Source organism: Clostridium sp. 16K-1-R1 (assembly GCF_023921145.1).
Classification (GTDB): Bacteria; Bacillota; Clostridia; order Clostridiales; family Clostridiaceae; genus Sarcina; species Sarcina perfringens.
The window spans coordinates 2,439,945-2,461,178 of sequence record NZ_CP046515.1; the positions used below are offsets into that span (position 1 = coordinate 2,439,945).

General features: G+C 29.4%; 16 protein-coding genes. All 16 read right to left on the minus strand.

Going from position 1 to position 21,234, the window contains the following annotated elements; translation table 11 throughout:
• Positions 1-38: 38 nt before the first annotated feature.
• Positions 39-893: a DHH family phosphoesterase gene (locus GOM42_RS10805; protein WP_003451668.1), complete on the minus strand. Its 855-nt coding sequence runs from the start codon at positions 891-893 to the stop codon at positions 39-41.
• 199 nt (positions 894-1,092) lie between these two features.
• On the minus strand, positions 1,093-1,962 hold the full coding sequence (gene secF / locus GOM42_RS10810) for a protein translocase subunit SecF (RefSeq protein WP_003451195.1): 870 nt from the start codon (positions 1,960-1,962) through the stop codon (positions 1,093-1,095).
• Positions 1,955-3,214 (minus strand): protein translocase subunit SecD, encoded by a 1,260-nt coding sequence (gene secD, locus GOM42_RS10815; RefSeq protein WP_003468759.1) that lies wholly within the window; start codon positions 3,212-3,214, stop codon positions 1,955-1,957. The genes secF and secD overlap by 8 nt, the downstream gene beginning before the upstream one ends.
• Before the next feature lie 97 nt (positions 3,215-3,311).
• Entirely contained in the window at positions 3,312-4,685 is a 1,374-nt protein-coding gene (gene scfB / locus GOM42_RS10820; protein WP_003451573.1) for a thioether cross-link-forming SCIFF peptide maturase, read from the minus strand.
• A gap of 69 nt (positions 4,686-4,754) precedes the next feature.
• Positions 4,755-4,895, minus strand: a complete 141-nt coding sequence (gene scfA / locus GOM42_RS10825) for a six-cysteine ranthipeptide SCIFF (protein ID WP_003451489.1) — start codon at positions 4,893-4,895, stop codon at positions 4,755-4,757.
• Between the two features lie 195 nt (positions 4,896-5,090).
• A complete protein-coding gene (gene yajC, locus GOM42_RS10830; protein ID WP_003468785.1) occupies positions 5,091-5,360 on the minus strand; it encodes a preprotein translocase subunit YajC in 270 nt (89 codons plus the stop codon).
• Between the two features lie 38 nt (positions 5,361-5,398).
• Positions 5,399-6,541 carry a tRNA guanosine(34) transglycosylase Tgt gene (gene tgt, locus GOM42_RS10835; protein ID WP_003451459.1) on the minus strand — a complete coding sequence of 381 codons (1,143 nt, stop codon included), beginning with the start codon at positions 6,539-6,541 and terminating at the stop codon, positions 5,399-5,401.
• Between the two features lie 23 nt (positions 6,542-6,564).
• A complete protein-coding gene (gene queA / locus GOM42_RS10840) occupies positions 6,565-7,590 on the minus strand; it encodes a tRNA preQ1(34) S-adenosylmethionine ribosyltransferase-isomerase QueA (protein ID WP_003461896.1) in 1,026 nt (341 codons plus the stop codon).
• Positions 7,591-7,611: 21 nt separating this feature from the next.
• Positions 7,612-8,652 (minus strand): Holliday junction branch migration DNA helicase RuvB, encoded by a 1,041-nt coding sequence (ruvB, locus tag GOM42_RS10845; protein ID WP_003451099.1) that lies wholly within the window; start codon positions 8,650-8,652, stop codon positions 7,612-7,614.
• Between the two features lie 13 nt (positions 8,653-8,665).
• Positions 8,666-9,271, minus strand: a complete 606-nt coding sequence (gene ruvA, locus GOM42_RS10850) for a Holliday junction branch migration protein RuvA (protein ID WP_003451248.1) — start codon at positions 9,269-9,271, stop codon at positions 8,666-8,668.
• 227 nt (positions 9,272-9,498) lie between these two features.
• Complete coding sequence (locus GOM42_RS10855) at positions 9,499-10,092, minus strand: hypothetical protein (RefSeq protein WP_003454811.1); 594 nt, start codon at positions 10,090-10,092, stop codon at positions 9,499-9,501.
• Between the two features lie 295 nt (positions 10,093-10,387).
• On the minus strand, positions 10,388-13,915 hold the full coding sequence (locus GOM42_RS10860) for a multifunctional 2',3'-cyclic-nucleotide 2'-phosphodiesterase/3'-nucleotidase/5'-nucleotidase (protein WP_003454851.1): 3,528 nt from the start codon (positions 13,913-13,915) through the stop codon (positions 10,388-10,390).
• Positions 13,916-14,163: 248 nt separating this feature from the next.
• Positions 14,164-17,811 carry a multifunctional 2',3'-cyclic-nucleotide 2'-phosphodiesterase/3'-nucleotidase/5'-nucleotidase gene (locus tag GOM42_RS10865; protein ID WP_252597656.1) on the minus strand — a complete coding sequence of 1,216 codons (3,648 nt, stop codon included), beginning with the start codon at positions 17,809-17,811 and terminating at the stop codon, positions 14,164-14,166.
• A 248-nt stretch (positions 17,812-18,059) separates the two neighbouring features.
• On the minus strand, positions 18,060-19,058 hold the full coding sequence (locus GOM42_RS10870) for a tyrosine-protein phosphatase (protein ID WP_003455155.1): 999 nt from the start codon (positions 19,056-19,058) through the stop codon (positions 18,060-18,062).
• 474 nt (positions 19,059-19,532) lie between these two features.
• Positions 19,533-19,967, minus strand: a complete 435-nt coding sequence (locus GOM42_RS10875) for a globin domain-containing protein (protein ID WP_003454969.1) — start codon at positions 19,965-19,967, stop codon at positions 19,533-19,535.
• 426 nt (positions 19,968-20,393) lie between these two features.
• Positions 20,394-21,131 carry a YebC/PmpR family DNA-binding transcriptional regulator gene (locus GOM42_RS10880; RefSeq protein WP_003451771.1) on the minus strand — a complete coding sequence of 246 codons (738 nt, stop codon included), beginning with the start codon at positions 21,129-21,131 and terminating at the stop codon, positions 20,394-20,396.
• Between the last annotated feature and the right edge of the window lie 103 nt (positions 21,132-21,234).

A 21,234-nucleotide genomic window follows, 5' to 3' on the forward strand; every position in this document is an offset into this window, starting at 1 on the left:
TGCCTCCAAAATCAATAAATATATATAAATTTTAATTACTACCTTATTTTTTCATTATAAATATATTTAGTTATTTGCTCCGCTCTGTCCTTATCATTTGTAGTTAATAACTCCACAATTATCTTCGCGTTATCTTTTTTGCTAATGGCACCTTCTCTTGGAGTTATCTCATTAACTATTTTATTAATACTATCTATATTTATATCACTAATATTAAAGAAACTCTTAATAGCATTCAATCCTATACTATTAGTATATCTTAAATATTGAATGCCTTCCTTTAATATTATTCCATTTTCCCCTTTATTTTTAACGTTCTTTGAAACACTACCTATAAGTATTAAATCTAAATACTTATTTATTCTTTTCATGTTATAATATATAGCAATAGCTTGCATTAACTTAAAAGTTAACCCCGAATTAGTCAAATCCTTATATCTATATGAACACTTTTCTTCACTTGGGTTTATATATGTTGAATCATATATGCATTTTGTGCGTTTATTTTCCATTATTATTAAATCTATATTAAATCTATTACAGAGATTCTCCACCTCTTTATTTTTAAGTCCACAACCTACTGTTATTAAAAGTTCTGCACCTAAAAAAGCAATATCTTCTCTTAAAGTATATTCATCTATATCATAATTTTTCTCTTCATGTTCTGAACTTACACAATATTCAACATCAGCATTTAAATACTTTAGTATAAGCATTAAAGATGATATTGCACATATGGAATCTAAATCACATCCACCATATATAACTATCTTTTCTCTATTGTTAATTGCAGATGCTAGTCTTTCTATTGCTTTATTCATATTTTTAATGTTAAAAGGGCTATACCCAGATATGTAATTAGTGCAATATATGTTTTTCCAAGCCTTCTGCATAATTTAACTCCTCCATAAAATTAAGAAAACAAGTATATTATAATTTAAAATTACCTTTTTGACAAATACTTTTCAAATAAATACGTATTCATTAGTCATTTTTATTACTTTTCTCCTATTTTTCTTAAAAAACAATAAAAATTCTAATTAAAATAAAAAAAATGCTAAAAGTTATAAAACTTTTAGCATTTTTATACTATTACTTATTTCTTGCCTTTTTATTTTTTTGTCTGTTAGCTAAAATACACCAAATTGGACTTGCTATAAATATTGAAGAACAAGCTCCTGATGCTATACCAACTATTAATGGGAAAGCAAAATCTCTAACTGTAGGAACAAATATATAAACACAAACTATAGTGATTAAAGTTGTAAGTGTTGTATTTATAGATCTTGACATTGTTTGAGTTATACTCATGTCTGCAATCTCTTCTACAGATTTTCCTCTAAGTTTTTTTCTATTTTCTCTTATTCTATCAAATATAACTATTGTATCATTTATAGAATAACCTACTATTGTAAGTATAGCCGCTATAAATGGAGTGTTTATTGTTATTCCAAATACAGCATAAACACTTATAGTTATTAGTACATCATGTAATAGAGCTATTATAGCTGCAATACCAAAAGAGAATTCAAATCTTATAACTACGTATATAAGCATACCTATTACGGCTATCACAAGAGCTACTATGGCATTTGTTGTTAAATCTCTTCCTACTGAAGCCCCAATCTCATTTTGTGATACTAAGGCATCATCTTTTAAATCATATTTTTCTTTAAGAGCCTTAAAGATATCATTAACTTGAGAACTATTTAACTCTTTTGCTTTTATTTGAAGTTCAGTACCATTAACTTGATTTGTAACGGCATCCTTTGAATATTCATCTACAATTTTATCAACATCGGTTTTATTAAAATCTGTACCCATGTTTATTACAACCTGAGTACCCCCTCTAAAGTCGATTCCAAAGTTCATACCTTTAGTAAACATAAATCCAAAACCTATAACAATTATAAGAATTGATATAGTAAACCATATTTTCTTCTTCTCTACAATTTTAAGCATTATGTCTACCTCCTTTTATACGACCAAACATTGAAGGCTTATTTAATATTCCCATGTTGAATCCTAAATTCATAAAGAATCTTGTCATTATTATAGCGGTAAACATACTTATTACAATACCTATTAATAATGTTAAAGCAAATCCTTTAACTGGTCCTGATCCAAAGAAGTATAATACTAAACCAGCAATAAGGGTTGTTATATTAGAATCCATTATTGATCTTAAAGCATTGCTAAAACCTATTTTCATAGCTGATGTTATACTTCTACCATTTCCAAGTTCTTCTTTGATTCTTTCAAATATAAGTACGTTAGCATCTACTGCCATACCTACTGTTAATAAGAAAGCTGCTATACCTGGTAAAGTAAGAGTTACTCCTACTAATGCAAATATATAAAGCACTAATAATATATAAACACTTAGTGACATACATGCAATGAATCCTGGAACTCTATAGTATAGTATCATAAATAAGAATATTATAGCTACACCTATTGCTCCTGCTTTCATGGCATTTGGAAGAGCATTTGCACCTAATTGAGCACCTACAGTCTCAACTGAAACTGCCTTAACTGGAACTGGTAATGCACCAGCATTTATTATTCCAGATACCTTTTCTGCTTCTTCCATTGATCTATTTCCTGAAATAATAGCTTCACCATTAGAAATTATGTCATTTACTACTGGATCTGTTAATGTTTCATTATCCATTTTTATAGCTATTTTTTGACCTTTATATTTCTTTGTTGCCTCAGCAAACTTTTGCTTACCCTCTTCGTTAAGCTCTAATTTTATAACTGGCTTACCTGTTTGAGGGTCTATATATACACTTGACTTTTCAACATCTTTTCCTGTTAAAATAACATCATTCTCAGGACCTACAAATGTTAACTCTCCTGTTTGTTGAAGAGAATCTACTATAGTTTTTGAATCGTATTGTCCTGGAATATCAATTCTTATTCTATTATTTCCCTCTGTTGTTACTACAGTTTCTGAAACTCCAACCTTGTTAACCCTTAAAGATAAAAGTTCCTTTGTTGTGTTTAATTGATCTACTGTTACATCATCACTTTGGATTTCCATAAGAACAGAAACTCCACCTTGTAAATCCAATCCTTTAGTTATAACCTCATTAAACGTTTTAAATTGATAGTCCCCTAAGGTAAATCCTTTGAACCCTGCTAGAGCTAAAAAACTTATCACTGCTATGGAGATAAAAAATAATATGAAGCTACCTAATTTTGATTTCATGGTTATCCCCCTCTGTAAAAATTTCTCTGATAAACTAAATTATATTAATATGTTGCCACATAGTCAATATATGGCAACAATTATTAATATTATATTTTTATTCAGCGTCCATAGTCTTTGACTTTAATGCAATAGCACACTCAATTCTTTTCTTTTGCATTTCACATCCAACTTCATAAGGAACATGAATATCACCATTAAAGTTAAAGTTATTAGCTTGACATCCACCACTACAGTAGAACCTTGCCCAACATTCTTTACATTTTGGTTTATTATATATGTGAGCTTGTTTAAATTCTGTTGAAAGATCTTTTCTGATTTCTCCATCATAGATATTTCCTAGTAAGAAATCAGTGTTTCCAACGAATTGGTGACATGGATATATTTCTCCATCTGGAGTTACAGCAATATACTCATGACCTGCTCCACATCCTGCTATTCTCTTATAAACACAAGGACCACCATTTAAATCAATGTTAAAGTGATAGAATTTGAATATGTTATCTCCCTCTTCTAATCTTCTCACCATTTCATTGTATAATTTATCATACTCTCCAAAGATAGTTGGTAAATCTTCTCTTCTTAAAGATAATTCATGTTCATCTGGAAGAACAACTGGCTCTATTGAAATCTCAGTAAATCCTTCATTAGCAAGAGCCATTACATCTTGGAAGAAGTCAGTATTATTTCTTGTAAATGTTCCTCTAGCATAATATTGTTTACTTGGATCTCTCTTTTCAACCATTTTCTTTATGTTTGGAAGTATTCTATCATAACTTCCTGAACCATCAACTCTTATTCTAACAGCATCGTTAACTTCTTTTCTTCCATCTATTGAAAGAATTATATTTCCGATGTTTTTATCTATATAATCGATTCTTTCATCATTTAAAAGAGTTGCATTAGTAGTCATAGTAAATCTTACATTTTTGCCTACTTCTTGTCCTCTTTTCTTGCCATAATCTATTATTTCTTTTATAGTATCAAATACCATTAGTGGTTCCCCACCAAATAAATCAACTTCTATATTCTTTATTCCACCTGAATTTGCTAATACAAAATCAATAGCTTTTTTACCAACTTCGGCACTCATTGGTTTTCTACATCCTTTGTATTCTCCCTCATCAGCGAAACAATATTTACATCTTAAATTACAGTCATGTACAACATTTAAGCATAATGCTTTTATGTATGAAGGTGCCTTGTCACTTTCTTTAGCAACCTCTTCATATAAATCTCCTGAGTATAAAGCGTCTTCTTCTACTAATTGAAGTAAATCTTCATAAGCCTCTTCAATTTCCTCAACTGGATATTTATCTTTTAACTTTTCAATTAAAGATTCCTTACTACTTAATTTGTTATCATTATCTATCATATTGTAAATAAGGTCATCAACAATATGAACACTTCCTGAGTTTACGTCTACTACGTAATACTCTCCACCTTGCATAAATTTATGAATTAATGCCACAATATTTCCTCCTAACTAAGAACTATGGCAGCAACTTTAAAAGTTACTGCCACTTAAGAATTTTTATAATTAATTTTCACAAGCTAAGTTTGCTACTGTAGCTGATGTTTTACAAGCTGATTGGCATGAGTTAGCACACTCTCTGCAATCTGCTGGTTTACATAAGCTCTTTTTTAAGCTTGACTTGTTTACTGTTTTTATACGCTTCATTTACTCTTCCTCCAATCAAAACTATCTTTAATATTATACCATGTTAAGGTTTAATTTTAAAGTTCTTTTTAAAAAGCTAATTTGATTTACCACCCTTATTCTTTCACATTATAATGTAAAATTCAATACCTAAAATGAAAAAATAGTTATTTTAATGCATAAAATACATTAAAATAACTATTTCTTTAAATTATACTAATCAATTTTTGAACTTATGCCTTGTTTTGAAAACTCGATCTTTGTTCTATCTTGAGTAGTCTCTATTATAACGCTATCATCTTTTAATTTTACTATTCTACCTATGATTCCGCCTCTAGTTATGATCTTATCATTAACTTTTAGCTCATCTATCATAGCATCATATTTTTTCTTTCTTTTCTTTTCTGGTAAGATAAGTAAGAAATAAAATACACCAAACATTAAAACAAAAGGTAATACCATTGTTGCTATTTGTTGAAAATTCATACTAGCCACTCCCTTCTTATTATGTAAATTTTATATTATTAAGCTCTTCCATTCCATTCTTCTAACTTTTTAGCTTTGAATTCTGCAAAGTATCCGCCATCTATAGCATCTCTTATATCCTCCATAAGCTTATTATAGAAGTATAGATTGTGAAGAACACATAATCTCATAGCTAACATTTCTTTAGCCTTAAATAAGTGTCTTATATATGCTCTTGTGTAATTTTTACATGCAGGACATTGACATCCTTCATCTATTGGTCTAGCATCTAATTCAAACTTAGCATTCATTAAGTTTATTTTACCTTCCTTAGTGAAAACATGACCATGTCTTCCATTTCTAGCAGGTAAAACACAATCAAAGAAGTCTACTCCTCTTTCTACTGCCTCTAATATATTTGATGGAAGACCAACCCCCATTAAATATATTGGTTTATCCTCTGGTAAGTGAGGAACTACAGCATCTATAACTCTATACATTTCTTCATGAGTTTCTCCAACCGCTAATCCTCCAATAGCATATCCATCTAAATCCATTTCTCTTATAGTTTTAGCATGTTCTATTCTTATATCTTCATAAACTCCACCTTGGTTAATACCAAAAAGCATTTGCTCTTTATTAACAGTGTCATCTAATGAATTTAATCTATCCATTTCTTTTTTACATCTTTCAAGCCATCTTGTTGTTCTTGCAACTGACTTTTCTACATATTCTCTAGTTGATGGATTTGGAATACATTCATCAAAAGCCATAGCTATTGTTGAACCTAAATTACTTTGTATTTGCATACTTTCTTCTGGTCCCATGAATATTTTTCTACCATCTATGTGTGAGTTAAAATAAACTCCCTCTTCTTTTATCTTTCTCATTCCTGCTAATGAGAAAACTTGGAATCCACCTGAATCTGTTAAGATTGGTCTATCCCAATTCATAAAGTTATGTAAGCCTCCCATTTGCTTTACAATCTTATCTCCTGGTCTTAAATGTAAATGGTATGTATTAGAAAGCTCTACTTGACATCCTATTTCTTTTAAATCCATTGAAGAAACAGCACCTTTTATAGCTGCTAAAGTTCCTACATTCATAAAAACAGGAGTTTGAATTGTACCGTGAGGAGTTACAAACTCACCCCTTCTAGCTTTTCCGTCTTTTTTTAAAAGAGTATATCTTTTTTTAGTCATGAAAAAAGTCCTTCCTTTGCTTTTTATTTTATAAACATTGAATCTCCAAATGAGAAGAATCTGTATTTTTCTTTTACTGCAGTGTTATAAGCATTCATTATGTTATCTTGACCAGCTAAAGCTGAAACAAGCATTATTAAAGTTGATTCAGGTAAATGGAAGTTTGTAATTAAATTATCAACTATTTTAAACTTATATCCTGGATATATGAATATATCTGTCCATCCACTTTGTTCTCTAACTCTTCCATTTTCATCTCCAATAGTTTCTAAAGTTCTTGAAGATGTTGTTCCTACAGCAATTACTCTCTTTCCAGCTTCCTTAGTTTTATTTATAAGCTCTGCATTTTCTTTATCTAAATGATAATATTCTGAATGCATAACATGATTATTTACATCATCAACCTTTACTGGTCTAAATGTACCAAGTCCTACATGTAAAGTTAAATATGCTATATTAACACCTTTATCTTTAATTTCTTTTAATAATTCCTCAGTAAAATGTAATCCAGCTGTTGGTGCTGCTGCTGATCCCTTTTCTTTAGAATAAACTGTTTGATATCTTTCTTTGTCTTCTAATTTTTCATGTATATAAGGTGGAAGTGGCATTTGTCCTAATTCATCTAAAACTTGTTCAAATATACCATCATACTTAAACTCTATTATTCTGTTTCCTTCTTCACCAATTTCTCTAACTATGGCTTTAAGTTTACCTTCTCCAAAAGTGAAAACTGTACCTACTTTAGCTTTTCTTCCTGGTTTAGCTAAACACTCCCACTTATCTCCTTCTATTCTCTTTAAAAGAAGAAATTCTATTTTACCACCAGTTTCTTCTTTTTCTCCTATAAGTCTAGCAGGTAATACTCTAGTATTATTTAAAACTAAAGTATCTCCTTCATTTAAATACTCTAATATATCATGGAATTTTCTATGTTCAATCTCTCCAGTTTTTTTATCTAAAACCATTAATCTTGAAGAATCTCTCTTTTCAAGTGGATATTGAGCTATAAGTTCCTCTGGTAGCTCAAAATAAAAATCACTTACTTTCATTTTAATTACACCTTCTCTATTTTATTTTTCAAATAACGTACACTGTTTAGAATCTATCTTAGATTCATTAAATCTAACTCTTCCTAAGTGTTTATATGCTTTATCTGTTGCCATTCTTCCCCTTGGAGTTCTAACTATAAACCCTTTTTGTAGAAGATATGGCTCATAAACATCTTCTATAGTATCTAATTCCTCTCCAACGAAGTAAGCTAAGGTTTCTATCCCTACTGGCCCTCCATTGAAGTTATCTATTATGGCTTCTAGAATTTTATTATCAATTCTATCAAAGCCTTCTCCATCAACTTCTAAAATCTCTAAGGATTTTTTTGCAGCCTCTTCTGTAATTTCATTATCATATAAAACTTCTGCAAAATCTCTTACTCTCTTTAAAAGTCTATTTGCTATTCTAGGAGTACCCCTTGACCTTTTAGCAATTTCAAAGGCCCCTTCTTCAGTTATATGGCATCCTAAAATTTCAGCACTTCTAATTATTATTTCCTTTAATTGTTCATCAGTATAATATTCCATAGAACATAAAACCCCAAATCTATCTCTTAAAGGTGAACTAAGCATACCAATTCTAGTTGTGGCACCTATTAGAGTAAATTTAGGTAAATCGAGTCTTATGGATTTACTAGCAGCCCCTTTACCAATAATTATATCTAAAACATAATCCTCCATGGCAGGATATAGTATTTCCTCTACACTTCTATTTAATCTATGTATCTCATCAATAAATAAAACATCATTAGTGTTTAAGGTTGTTAATATTGCCGCTAAATCTCCTGCTCTTTCAATAGCAGGCCCTGATGTTATTTTAAGATTTCCACCCATTTCATTTGCTATTATATTAGCTAATGTTGTCTTTCCAAGACCTGGTGGCCCATATAAAATTACATGATCTAAGGCTTCCTCTCTTCTTTGAGCAGCTTTTATGAATATGTTTAGTCTTTCTTTAACTTTATCTTGACCTATATATTCATTTATTTTCTCTGGTCTCAAACTGTATTCATTAGTTGAATCTATTCCAATCTCATTAGAGGTAACTAATCTTTCACTCATTTAATTACACCTCCTAACGCATTAAAAGTTTTAAAGACTCCTTTATCATATTTTCTATAGATAATGTCTTATCAACTTTTTCTAAAGCTTTTTGAGCTTCCTTCTCTGTATATCCTAATGCCATTAAGGCACTTAATGTTTCATTTATATTGAAACTATAATCAGAATTATCATTAATTCCTTCTATTAATTGTCCCTCTTCAGAAGTAAGTTCATCTGGTTTTAACTTATCCTTAAGCTCTAGAATAATTCTTTGAGCCGTTTTCTTTCCTATTCCAGGTGCTCTTGTTATATGCTTTTCATCTCCCATCATTATTGCGTACTTTAAATTATTAACAGTACTAATGGATAAAAGTGATAAAGCAGCTTTTGCTCCTACTCCATTTATGGATAATAAAAGCTTAAACATTTCTAATTCTTCTCTTGTTGTAAATCCATATAGACCTATGAAATCTTCTCTAACGATCTGCTCTAGATATAGAAGAACTTCATCTCCCACTTTTGGCATATTAGACATTGTATTTCCAGATGTGAAAATTTTATATCCTATATTATTTAATTCTATTACAACATAATCCTTACTTATCCCTTGAAATTGGCCTCTTATATATTCGTACATATTTAATGCTCCTATGTATAATAAGTTCTTTAAATCTATATAATACTTTAACATGAAGAGGGAATATTATCAATGAATTACACAAAATTTACTATTCATTAAAAACACTCTAAACTCTCTATTTTCCTAGGTCATACTTTCATTTAAGTAATAAAAAAAGCCACATCTTACTAAGACATAGCTATTGATTATATATATTTTTTCAAATGATAAATCTACTTACATTTTTAACTTATATAATTTGTTATATTTTCTTCACACTCTTCTCTTGTATCATATTTCTTTTCAAAATTACTTATTTTACTTCTATCAACCTCTGGCAAATCTTCTATCTTCTTTGTGCTAACATCTTCTGGTTTTTCAATAAATGGTCTTCCATCTTCACCAGCCTTAAACATTGCTATGTATCCATCTTTTTCGCCTATATAATATTTACCAGCTTCTAATATTCCCATATCATTTAAGAAAATTATTTCTCCTGAAGTTGATGAAACTAATTCATACCCATCTTTTTCTACAGCAGAAATTAACTCATCCATATTTTCTCCCTTGATTTCATCATTTTTAACCATTTCTCCAATAGTAGTTTTATAATCAACTACAACATGGTCATCTAAAGTTCTTCTTGTAAATATTACATCCATATTCTCAGCTAAAAGAAGTTCACCTTTTTTCTCTGTAACCTTCATATTAGTTTGTTGAATTTTTCTACTATTATAAAAGTAAGTTATCATATAACTGCTTGCAAATATAAATATGCCTAAAAGAATAAATATTAAGTTTTTGATTTTATCATTATTTTTTATATTATTAAAATTCATATCATCACCTCATTGGTGATTATTAACATATTTTCTCTTTTTATACACACATTTTATGTTTTTTTATTTTCAAACACTTTTAATATTAATATTCTATCTAAATCTCCCTAGCTTTTGTTCAATAACCTTCCTATAGTAATTAAATTCTTACTATCTTATCTAAAAAAATCAAATAAAAATATTCATGGTTAAACTAAAAAAATCTCTATTTTTATATCTAAGATCAAAATTAGGTTAAAGTATATCATAAAATAAAAAGGGAGTGATTAAAATTCACTCCCAAAATAATTAATTATTATGCAGCATTATTCTTTTTCTTTCTTAATACAGCTAGTCCACCAATTGTTAATACTGTACCCATAGCAGCCACTGCTCCAGTTCCAAATGGCATACCTGTGTTAGGTAAGTTTTCACCATTATCAGGATTTTCTGGTGTTTCTGGGTTACCTGGATTTTCAGGTTTTTCTGAATCAACAGTTGTATCTTCACCAGCTTCTAATAAAGTAGCTAAATCAGTTATAGGATCTATTCCATTTTCTTTCCAATAATTTGCCATTTCATCTCTTATAACTAAGTTTGTATCCACTACATTTTTAGCAGCTGAGAAATCATAAGAATCTCCACCTACAGCCATGAAATCATTAGTAACTACTGTATAATACTTGTCATTTTCTAATTTAGTTCCATCAGCTAATCTAACAGAAGTTATCTTTTCTCCTCTTTCAGCCCCTGGAGTGTACCAAAGTTTAACACCAGCATGTTGTCCCCATCCAAAGTTATCTGGTTCTATTCCATGCTCTAAAACTTTTATTATATCTGAACCTTTCATTTCCATTGTAACTAAAGTATTATCAAATGGAAGTATTGTGTACATATCTCCAACAGTAACTGTTCCAGCCATTAATGGGGCTCTTACTCCTCCACCATTAGTTATTGCTATATCAGCATCAACTATTCTTCTCATAGTTTCAGCTACAGTAGCCCCCATAGGACTTACTCCAGTATCTCTATCATGTGGTAAATCTACTGATAAATCAGCAACTTTTTCATTCATTATAGGAGCTAAATCAGCTTCAAATTTTGCTAATATATCTTCCATATTCTTATCAACTGGAAGAGTATCTTTTCTCTTAGAAATATCGTCAAGTTTAGTTGTAACTACCAATTCATCATTATAGTCAAATTTTAAGTTAACATATCCTAAATTTCTACCATTTTTATACGCTTGTATAACTGGTACTCCATTAACTTTTCCTTCAACTTTTTGATGACTATGAGCTGATATTATAGCATCAACTCCTGGTACTTCCGCAACTTCAACAATCTCACCAGTTATTTCTCCAGTCTCTCTATTTTGTTCACTTCCTAAATGGCTTAAAACAACAACGGCATCTACATTTTCTTCATTTTCTAAATAATCTACCCAAGTCTTAGTTGCTTCTACAGGATCTTTAAATTCTAAATGAGCAACGTTATCTGGTTTTGTCTTGTATGCAGTTTCAGGAGTAGCAAGTCCTATAAATCCAACTTTCTTTCCTTCTCTTTCAACAACGCCATAAGGCTTAGCCCATTCAACTGGTTCTCCAGTTTCTTTTTCATATATATTTGATGCTAAGAAATCAAATTCTCCAGCTTTAGCCCAATCTGGTATATATTCATATCCCCAGTCAAACTCATGGTTACCAACTGCTGAAAATTCTAAGCCCATTTCCTTAAGCATAGCAGTAACTGGCTCACCTTTTAAAAGATTTGACATAGCACTTCCTTGATATATATCTCCACCTGTAACAACTACAGTATTTGGATTTTCTTCTTTTACTCTCTTTATTTCTCCAACTAACTTAGCTGCTCCAACATCACTCTTAGATTCTGCTAAAGATCCATGGAAATCGTTGAAAGTAACTATTGGTATTTCAACTTCCTTAGTTCCTAAAGCTTCTAAAACATCATTCCAAGTTACAGCTTTTACATTTGGAGTTCTTCCATCTTCTGATACAGGTATTTTTATTTTACCTTCATTTATAAGTTTAACAGCTAATTCTCTTTGTTCTGAATCCCAATCATTACCTGTTATCTTCCAGTTATTATCATCGTTTTTAGTGATTTTTCCACCTTTTACATTTTGAATATAATCAACTATTAAATCTCTCATATCTGATATTTGATCATTATTTGTATCATATATTTTCTCATGCTCACCTTGATCCATTATTCCAGCAGCTAATCCAGAATTATATCTATAATCATTTACTGTTAAGTAAATTACATCTGAGTCTTCAACTGGCTTACCATCTTTTTCAAACTTTAAGTTTTCAATTCTTTGACCTGGCTCTTTAGATATATTTATTTCATAACTTACTCCATCGAACATATCATATAAATACATTCTAACATCTTCATTGAAAGATACTGTTAAATCCCCATCTTTATAAGTATTATAATACTCAGCATTTTTTTCCATATACTTTTTAAGTTGCTTTCCATTTGTTTTTATAGTATATAATTTATTATCATATCTATAAATATTTGAAATATCTGCTTTGCTTATATTTCCTTCATATAAGTTTGATGAAGCACTAAATAAAGCTGCTCCAGAAACCATATAAACCTCATCTGGATTTATATTCTTTGATTCTAAATGCTTTCTACTATTATATAATTGAACTTCATTTATAAAGTCAGTTATACCTTGATCTTCAACTAATGATTGTGGAATTTCTTTTATTTCATTTTTATCAGCAAGATCTCCTCCAACCATTTCGCCAACAGGTGCTGTTGCATCAGCAATTGCTGTGTTATGAAAATCAGCAAGTAAATCATTTATTTTTTGATCCTCTGCTACACCCTTTGTGCTTAATAATTTAGACTTTTTATCTACAACTTCTACTTTTTCTCCATTTTTTCTAACAGTTAATTCTATTTTAGAAACCATTTGACCATTACTTGTAGGTTGGCTTATAACTGCATTGTTTATTTTTTCTTCTGGTACATTAGTATGACTATGTCCTGCAACTATGGCAGATACCTCTGGGTTCATTTCAGCTATGGCTCTAGCACTATCTCCATTACCATATTCACTTTCTAATCCCACATGTGAAACTACTGCATAAACATCAGCGCCACCCTCAGGTCTATTTTCTATTTCATCTATTACAAATCCAACTTCTTCTGCAGGATTTTTAGCCTCATATCCTTTTAAATTTTCTGAATCCCATTTCATTATATGAGGACTTACAACTCCAATTAGAGCAACTTCAACGCCTTCTATTTCCCTAGTTGTATATCCTTCATAAACCCTCTTACCATCTTTATAAAGATTTGCACATAATACATCTAAATTATCATTAGCTTGACTTACAACATCATTAAGGTTGTCCATTCCATAGTTAAATTCATGATTTCCTAAAGAGAAAACATCATACCCTATAGCATTCATTCCCATAACCATAGGATTAGGACCATTTTTAAATAAGTGATTGAAATTTCCTTGTATAGTATCTCCATTATCAACCACTATTGTATTAGGATTTTCATTTCTAGCTTCATTAACTAAAGTGGATATTTGATTTAATCCACCATCAGATTTTTGATTACGAGCATACTCATAATTCATAAATCTACCATGAAGATCTGATGTACCTAAAATTTGAATAGTTACATCTCCTTCTTTTTCTAAACTAGCTTCTTCTCCTTTTTTCTCTAGGTTTTCCGGTGCTAAATTTTCAGTAGCCTTTACAGTAGTTAACGGTGTTGCAATTCCAAAGATCATTGAAGTAGCAACTGCTAATGCTGTAAATTTCTTATCCCTTACTTTTTTAAGCATATTTTTCCCCCTCATTTAGTTTACTATTGTTATAAAAGTAAATTTTATACATATGTATTGTACATTATTTGGCGAATATTTTTCAATCTTTTATTGTTAAATATTCGTTAACTTTAATTAACTTTTTATTTTTTTAATTCCTAGTAAATTCTATGCTTAAATAAATTTAAAATTAATAATAAATTAATCTTCTTAAATAATAAAAGCAGTAAAGAAATTTTCTTTACTGCTTTTTTAGTCATTTTAAATTAAGCTGCATCATTATGTTTCTTTTTTAGAATTATGCTACCGCCTATAGTAGCTAAAACTCCCATTGCTGCAAAAACTTCAGCTCCAAAAGGATTTCCTGTGTTAGGTAATTTAATTAAATCATCCTTTTTATTTTCTTCATTATTTGAATTATTATCTGGATTAGATATTTCAGGCTTATCTGTATTAATATCATCTATAGTTGGATCCATTGGTTTGTTTGTATCTATAGATGGTTTTTCTTGTTCAACTGGTTTGTTTGAATCTACAGATGGATTTTCTGGTTCTACTGGTTTAACAACTTCTCCCTTATCTTCTCCAGGTTCAATAAGAGTTGCTAAGTTAGTTATAGGATTTATACCATGGTTTTTCCAATAATCACTTATGCCTTCTCTTAAAACTTTGTTAGTGTCTTTAATATTCTTAGCTGCTGAGAAATCATATCCATCTCCACCAGCTGCCATAAAATCATTAGTCGCTAATTTATAATATTTATTTGGATCTAGCTTACTTCCATCTAATAATCTTACAGAAGTTATTCTATTTCCAGGTTCAGCATCTGGATTATACCAGAATTTAAGACCAGCATGTTGGCCCCATCCAAAATCTTTAGGAGCAATTCCATGTTCTAATACTTTAATAATATCTGAACCTTTCATATCCATTGTTACTATAGTATTATCAAAAGGAAGTATAGTGTACATGTCTCCTACTGTTATTACACCTTTCTTTAATGGAGCTCTTACTCCACCACCATTGTTTATAGCTATATCTGCATCTACTATTTTTCTCATAGTTTCTGTAACAGTTGCTCCCATTGGGCTTACCCCTGCATCTCTATTGTGTGGAAGATCCTCACTTAAATCAGCCACCTTAACATCTAAGATAGGTGATAATTCTTTTTCATATTTTCCTAATGTTTCTTCCATTTCTTTATCTACAGGTAAATCTTTAATATTTTTAGAAATATCCATACGTTGAGCTTCAACAGATAATTTTCCATCTTTATCAAATTTTAAATCTATAAGGCCAATAGCACGTCCATTTTTATAAGCTTGTACTATTGGAACTCCGTTAACAGTTCCTTTAACAGGCATATGACTATGAGCTGATACAATTGCATCTAAGCCTGGAACCTTTGTAAGATTAACTACTTCACCTGTTATTTCTCCAGTTTTTCTATCTTGTTGACTTCCAATGTGTGTTAAAGCAATTACTGCATCAACTTTTTCAACTTCTCTTAAATGTTTAACCCATTTTTCTGCTTCAGTGTTAGGGTCTCTAAATTCTAAATCTTTTACATTATCAGGATTTGTTTTATATGCTGTTTCAGGTGTTGCAAGGCCTATAAATCCTATTTTCTTTCCACCTTTTTCAACAACTCCATAAGGTTTAGCCCATTTTACAGGTTCTCCTGTAGCTTTTTCATATATATTAGAAGCTAAGAATTCAAATCCACCATCTTTAGCCCATCCTGGAATTAAATCATAACCCCAGTCAAATTCATGATTTCCTACAGATGAAAATTGAACACCTAAAGCTTTATTCATATCACTAACTGGCTTTCCTTTTAAAAGGTTAGATAATGCACTTCCTTGATACATATCTCCACCACTTACTACTATTGTGTTAGGATTTTTTTCTTTTACTTTCTTTAATTCCCCAACAAATTTAGCAGCTCCAGGATTTCCTCCTGATTCTTTTAAAGAACCATGAAAATCATTGAATGTTAAAATAGGAATTTCAACTTCTTTCTTTTCTTCTGGTAAAGCCTCTGCAAATTTTGATACTTCATCCCAAGTAACAGATTTAACATTTGGAGTTCTTCCATTTGATGAAGTTGGTAGATTTATTTTTCCTTCATTAATAAGTTTAACTGCTAAAGCTCTTTGTTCTGGATTCCAATTGTTACCTGTTATTTTCCAGTTTCCATCTACATTTCTATTTATTACTCCATGTTTAACATTAATTATATAATCACTTATTAAATCTCTTATCGCTGATATATCATCATTTACTGTATCATATATTTTTTCATGTTCACCTGGATCCATTATTCCTGCAGCTAACCCTGAATTATATCTATAATCATTTACTGATAGGTACACTACATCTGAATCTTCAACTGGTTTACCATCTTTAGAGAATTTTAAGTTTTCTATTCTTTCACCTGGATCTTTAGCTATATTTATTTCGTAATTAACGCCTTCAAACATATCATACTTATACATTCTTACATTTTCATCAAAAGATATAGTTAAATCTCCATCTTTATATTTATTAAAGAACTTAGAGTTTTCTTCCATGTATTTCTTTAATTGTTTTCCATTAGTTTTTATAACATATAATTTATTATCAAATTTATATATATTTGAAACATCAGCCTTGCTTATAGGACCTTCTTTAAGATTAGCCTTAGGACTAAATAAAGCTGCTGATGAAACCATGTACACATTATTTGAATCTATTCCTTTAGTTTGTAAAAACTTTTTACTATTATATAATTGTACTTCATTTATAAAATCAGTAACCCCTTGGTCTTCAACTATTGATTGTGGAATACCTTTTACTTCATCAGGTTTTGCTAAATCTCCACCTTTTAATTCTCCAATCTTAGCTGTTGCATCATTTATAGCAGCTTCATGGAAAGGCTTAAGTTTCTCAGTTAATTCAGGATCTCCTTGTACCCCTTTAAGGCTTATAAGATCTGCATTCTTATCAAGAACTTTTATTCCACTTTCATCTTTTTCAACAGTTAAATTGAATTTAGAAACATATTTTGCTCTACTTGCAGGTTCACTAATTATAGCGTTTCCTCTTAATTCTGATTTAACTGTATCATGACTATGTCCAGCAACTACTACACTTACTTCTGGATTTGCTTCAGCTATTCCAGCAGCACTATCTCCATCACCATATTCTCCATTTAAACTTGCATGAGAAGTTACTACATAGACATCAGCGCCTCCATTTGCCTTTATTTCTCCTATTATTTTATTTACTTCTTCTGTCGGATTCTTAGCTTCATAACCTTTTAAGTTTTGAGAATCCCATTGCATTATATGTGGAGTAACTACTCCTATTATTGCAACCTTTATTCCATCTACATCTTTAATTGTATAAGGATTAAAAACTCTCTCTCCATTTCTGTAAAGGTTTCCACATAAGACATGAAGATTTGGATTTGCTTGACCAATAATATTATGAAGTTTGTCCATTCCAAAATTAAATTCATGATTTCCTAATGAAAAAACATCATATCCTATTGTGTTCATAGCAAGTATCATAGGATTTTCTTTATTCATAAATAGGTGATTGTAATTTCCTTGAATAGTATCACCATTATCTAGCACTAGAGTATTAGGATTTTCCTTTTTAGCTTCTTTAACCACAGTAGCTATTTGATTTAATCCACCAACAGATTCCTCTCCCTGTGCATAATCATAATCCATAAACTTACCATGCAAATCAGAAGTGGCAAGTATTTGAATATTGACAGTTTTTTTATCTGTCTTTTCTGTTACATTTGAATTTTTTGTTTCAGAAATTTCAGCAGCTTTAACTGGTATTGGTAGTATAAAGCTAAAGACCATTGCTAATACAACCATTAAAGCAGTAATTTTTTTGTTACTAAACTTCTTTAACATAAATTATCCCCCTTGAATTTTATTTGTTATAAAAGTTAATTTTATACATACTAATTGTAACATATATTAATATTTTTTCAATATTTTGTTATAAAAATTCAAAAAAAGTATATAAATAATAAAATAGGATTTATTATGAAAGATTTTTTAAACTCCATCATAACAAATCCTATTTTCTTTAAAATTAATCTAAATATTATTTCACATTATATTAAATAAAGGTTGTAAGATTTCTTAAATTTATTTAACTAATATAAATATTCATTTCTTAAAAACTCTATTTTTTCCTTAGTTAATCCGTATTCTTTAAAAAAATATGTTTCATAGCTACCATAAGTATCTTTTATCTTATTTAAACTAAGTTCTATAAATTTCTTTTTTACTCCTAAAATCCCCTCTATTAATTCCTTTATGGTTTCATTTGATACATGCTTTTCATAAATTTGAAGTATTCTATGATTCTCCCCTTTTCTATATTCATTACTTAACATATAATCTTCTATTACCTTTTGCTCTGGCACACCTAAAAGCAATAATATTAAGGCTGATCCTAAACCTGTTCTATCTTTTCCTGATGTACAATGCTGTAATACAGCTAGGTTTTTAGGATTTTCTATTATCTTTATAAGCTCCTTAAAAGCTAAATTATTTAATGGCATCTCACTATATCCATCCATAAGTATCTTTTCAGGAAGTTCTTGATTGCTATCCTTTGATAAAATTCCTTTTAAATAGGATTCCATATTTAGATTTTGATTATCTAAATTTCTCATTGCAGATATATTTATATTTTTTGTTCCCTCAACATTTCTATCTGGGCTTAATTTAACTTCTTCTAAGGATCTATAGTCAAAAATATATTTAATTCCTAGGGTTTTAAAATATTCTAAATCTTCTCCTTTTAATTTATTTAAAGCTTCTGAGCGATAGAATAATCCCCATTTAACCTTTCTTCCATCTTTTGTTTCATATCCACCTAAATCTCTAAAATTGCAAAATCTTTTAAGCGGTACAAGTCTCTCTGCTAAAATCAACTCTTCATTTTCACATTTTATAAAATAAAAAGTTCTATTCTTAGGCTCTGGATCCTTAAATTCAAATTCATTTTCTTTTTCTATATGTTTAATAAACTTTAACTCTCCATTAAGTTTCTCAGAGTAATATAAAGTTCCAGTAACTTCTTTATTTAATGTTATTTTCAACAATTCTCCAGAGATTCTTATTAAATTTCCATTTAAGCTTCTCATAAAACATCATCTCCTAATATAACCCAAATCCTTTTTTTAATTATACTACTTATTTTTATAAATTGTTAACTTTTATTAAACCTTATATATATTTTCTCTTTATCATAAACTTCTTAAATCTCTTAAGTTTAAAGAAATTTTTTCAAAGAATTAATGTTTTTCCATATTATGTATGATAAGATATTATTATAAGATGTAAACCTTATTATTTATATATTTTTAGATATAATAAGATTTATTTTTCTATAGTAATAAATAATTTAAACTTTTTATTATATTTAAATCTATTTTATTTATGCTTAAGGAGGTCCCATGGAATTATTATTTATATTGCTTTTTTTAATAATGCTTATGACTGCATTTTCAACCTCACTAAGAGAAACTAAGAAATAACTATATTAAAATTTATTTTTTACTTCATTAAAAATAAAATAAAAAGATGAGCTGATTTAACAGCTCATCTTATATATTATTCTATCTTGAAGCATACATCTCTTTTTCATTATTTATAAATACTTCAGCTATAACTCCATATGTTTTAGCCCACGCATTGATAATATCTTCAGTTGCACCATCACCTAAAACTTCTTTTATTGCTCCTAATAAGTGTTTACCTACTATTGGATAATGTTCTGGTTGAACTTTTGCATTACAGTGTATAACTCCTATTCTATTAACTACAGGTTTTATAGCTTCTAAGTTATCTATATTTTGAGCAACTGCTAATATTGCCATTGATAAAGCTTTTGGTTGCTCTTCAGATTCTTGTTTATTCATATTGAACAAAGGTTTTACTTCAGGGTTTTGTTCAAACATATTTTTATAGAAAGTTTTTGTTATTTCTAATCCATTGGATTTTAAAACTGGTACTGTACTTTTTATTATATCTATTGTCTTTTGATCTAACATATTTTCCTCCATAATATTTATTTCTAATTAATAATTATTATTGATTAAATTATATAATAATTAAAAATTTTTTCAAGTTAAAAATATTAAATATTTTTTTAGTAAAATGTTAACTTATAACTAATAATATAAAATCATAAATTACAAACCAATATTTAAATCTACTATACTATTTTATTAAACAAAAACTATAACTAGTATTATCTATATAAGTAAATTTAATAAAATACACCCTAATCTATAAACCTAATAATATACCGTAAAACTAAACTTTTATTAACTTTAAATAAAATTTGAAAATACAAAAAACACACTTTCAATGTATATATAAAATTATTATTTTATATTAACATTAAAAGTGTGTTCTCTTACTTTTGTATGTCATTATCTATTATTTTTTTGATTTTCTAAAATGCTTAAAACGTATTATTCATCCCATCCTTCAGGGAATTCAGCATTGTGATACACTTCTTGAACATCGTCGTCATCTTCAAGTAAGTCAAGCATTTTTTGGAACTTCTTAGCATCGTCTTCGTTTATAGCAGTTTCGGTATCTGGTATCATTTTAACTGCTGCTTCTAAGAATTCTAATCCTTCAGCTTCTAAAGCTTCTCTTACTGTACCAAAATCTTCTGGTGAAGTTGTAACTATGAATACTTCTTCCTCTGATGCAAAATCTTCTGCTCCAGCATCTAAAGCCATCATCATTATTTCATCTTCATCTAACTCAGCTTTTTCTATTACTATTTCACCTTTCTTTTGGAACATGAAACCAACACATCCTGATGTACCCATGTTTCCGCCACCTTTAGTGAAAGCACTTCTTACGTTACCAGCTGATCTATTTTTATTATCTGTTAATACTTCAACCATTACAGCTACTCCTGATGGTCCGTATCCTTCATAAACTATTGATTCATAGTTTACTGAATCTCCTTCTCCAGCAGCTTTCTTTATAGCTCTTTGAATGTTATCATTTGGCATGTTTGCAGCCTTAGCTTTTGCTACAGCATCCTTTAATCTTGAGTTACCATCTAAGTTTGCTCCACCTTCTTTAACTGCAACAGCTATCTCTTTTCCTATCTTAGTGAATATTTTTCCTCTTTTGGCATCCATTTTACCTTTTTTAGCTTGTATATTATGCCACTTTGAATGTCCTGACATCCTTATTCCTCCTAACATATATGTGAACTATAGTTTAAATTTCTTTAAATATCTTGAAATAACACCTAAATATTATATCATAGAGATTTTTTCTCTTCAACTT

What these genes read in the sequence shown, in the direction of transcription:
- ruvB (WP_003451099.1), bottom strand. Translation starts at nt 8,652, where the DNA reads ATGAGTGAAAGATTAGTTACCTCTAATGAGATTGGAATAGATTCAACT.
- GOM42_RS10855 (WP_003454811.1), bottom strand. Translation starts at nt 10,092, where the DNA reads ATGAATTTTAATAATATAAAAAATAATGATAAAATCAAAAACTTAATA.
- tgt (WP_003451459.1), bottom strand. Translation starts at nt 6,541, where the DNA reads ATGACTAAAAAAAGATATACTCTTTTAAAAAAAGACGGAAAAGCTAGA.
- secF (WP_003451195.1), bottom strand. Translation starts at nt 1,962, where the DNA reads ATGCTTAAAATTGTAGAGAAGAAGAAAATATGGTTTACTATATCAATT.
- queA (WP_003461896.1), bottom strand. Translation starts at nt 7,590, where the DNA reads ATGAAAGTAAGTGATTTTTATTTTGAGCTACCAGAGGAACTTATAGCT.
- ruvA (WP_003451248.1), bottom strand. Translation starts at nt 9,271, where the DNA reads ATGTACGAATATATAAGAGGCCAATTTCAAGGGATAAGTAAGGATTAT.
- GOM42_RS10865 (WP_252597656.1), bottom strand. Translation starts at nt 17,811, where the DNA reads ATGTTAAAGAAGTTTAGTAACAAAAAAATTACTGCTTTAATGGTTGTA.
- scfA (WP_003451489.1), bottom strand. Translation starts at nt 4,895, where the DNA reads ATGAAGCGTATAAAAACAGTAAACAAGTCAAGCTTAAAAAAGAGCTTA.
- GOM42_RS10860 (WP_003454851.1), bottom strand. Translation starts at nt 13,915, where the DNA reads ATGCTTAAAAAAGTAAGGGATAAGAAATTTACAGCATTAGCAGTTGCT.
- GOM42_RS10870 (WP_003455155.1), bottom strand. Translation starts at nt 19,058, where the DNA reads ATGAGAAGCTTAAATGGAAATTTAATAAGAATCTCTGGAGAATTGTTG.
- GOM42_RS10875 (WP_003454969.1), bottom strand. Translation starts at nt 19,967, where the DNA reads ATGTTAGATCAAAAGACAATAGATATAATAAAAAGTACAGTACCAGTT.
- yajC (WP_003468785.1), bottom strand. Translation starts at nt 5,360, where the DNA reads ATGAATTTTCAACAAATAGCAACAATGGTATTACCTTTTGTTTTAATG.
- GOM42_RS10805 (WP_003451668.1), bottom strand. Translation starts at nt 893, where the DNA reads ATGCAGAAGGCTTGGAAAAACATATATTGCACTAATTACATATCTGGG.
- secD (WP_003468759.1), bottom strand. Translation starts at nt 3,214, where the DNA reads ATGAAATCAAAATTAGGTAGCTTCATATTATTTTTTATCTCCATAGCA.
- GOM42_RS10880 (WP_003451771.1), bottom strand. Translation starts at nt 21,131, where the DNA reads ATGTCAGGACATTCAAAGTGGCATAATATACAAGCTAAAAAAGGTAAA.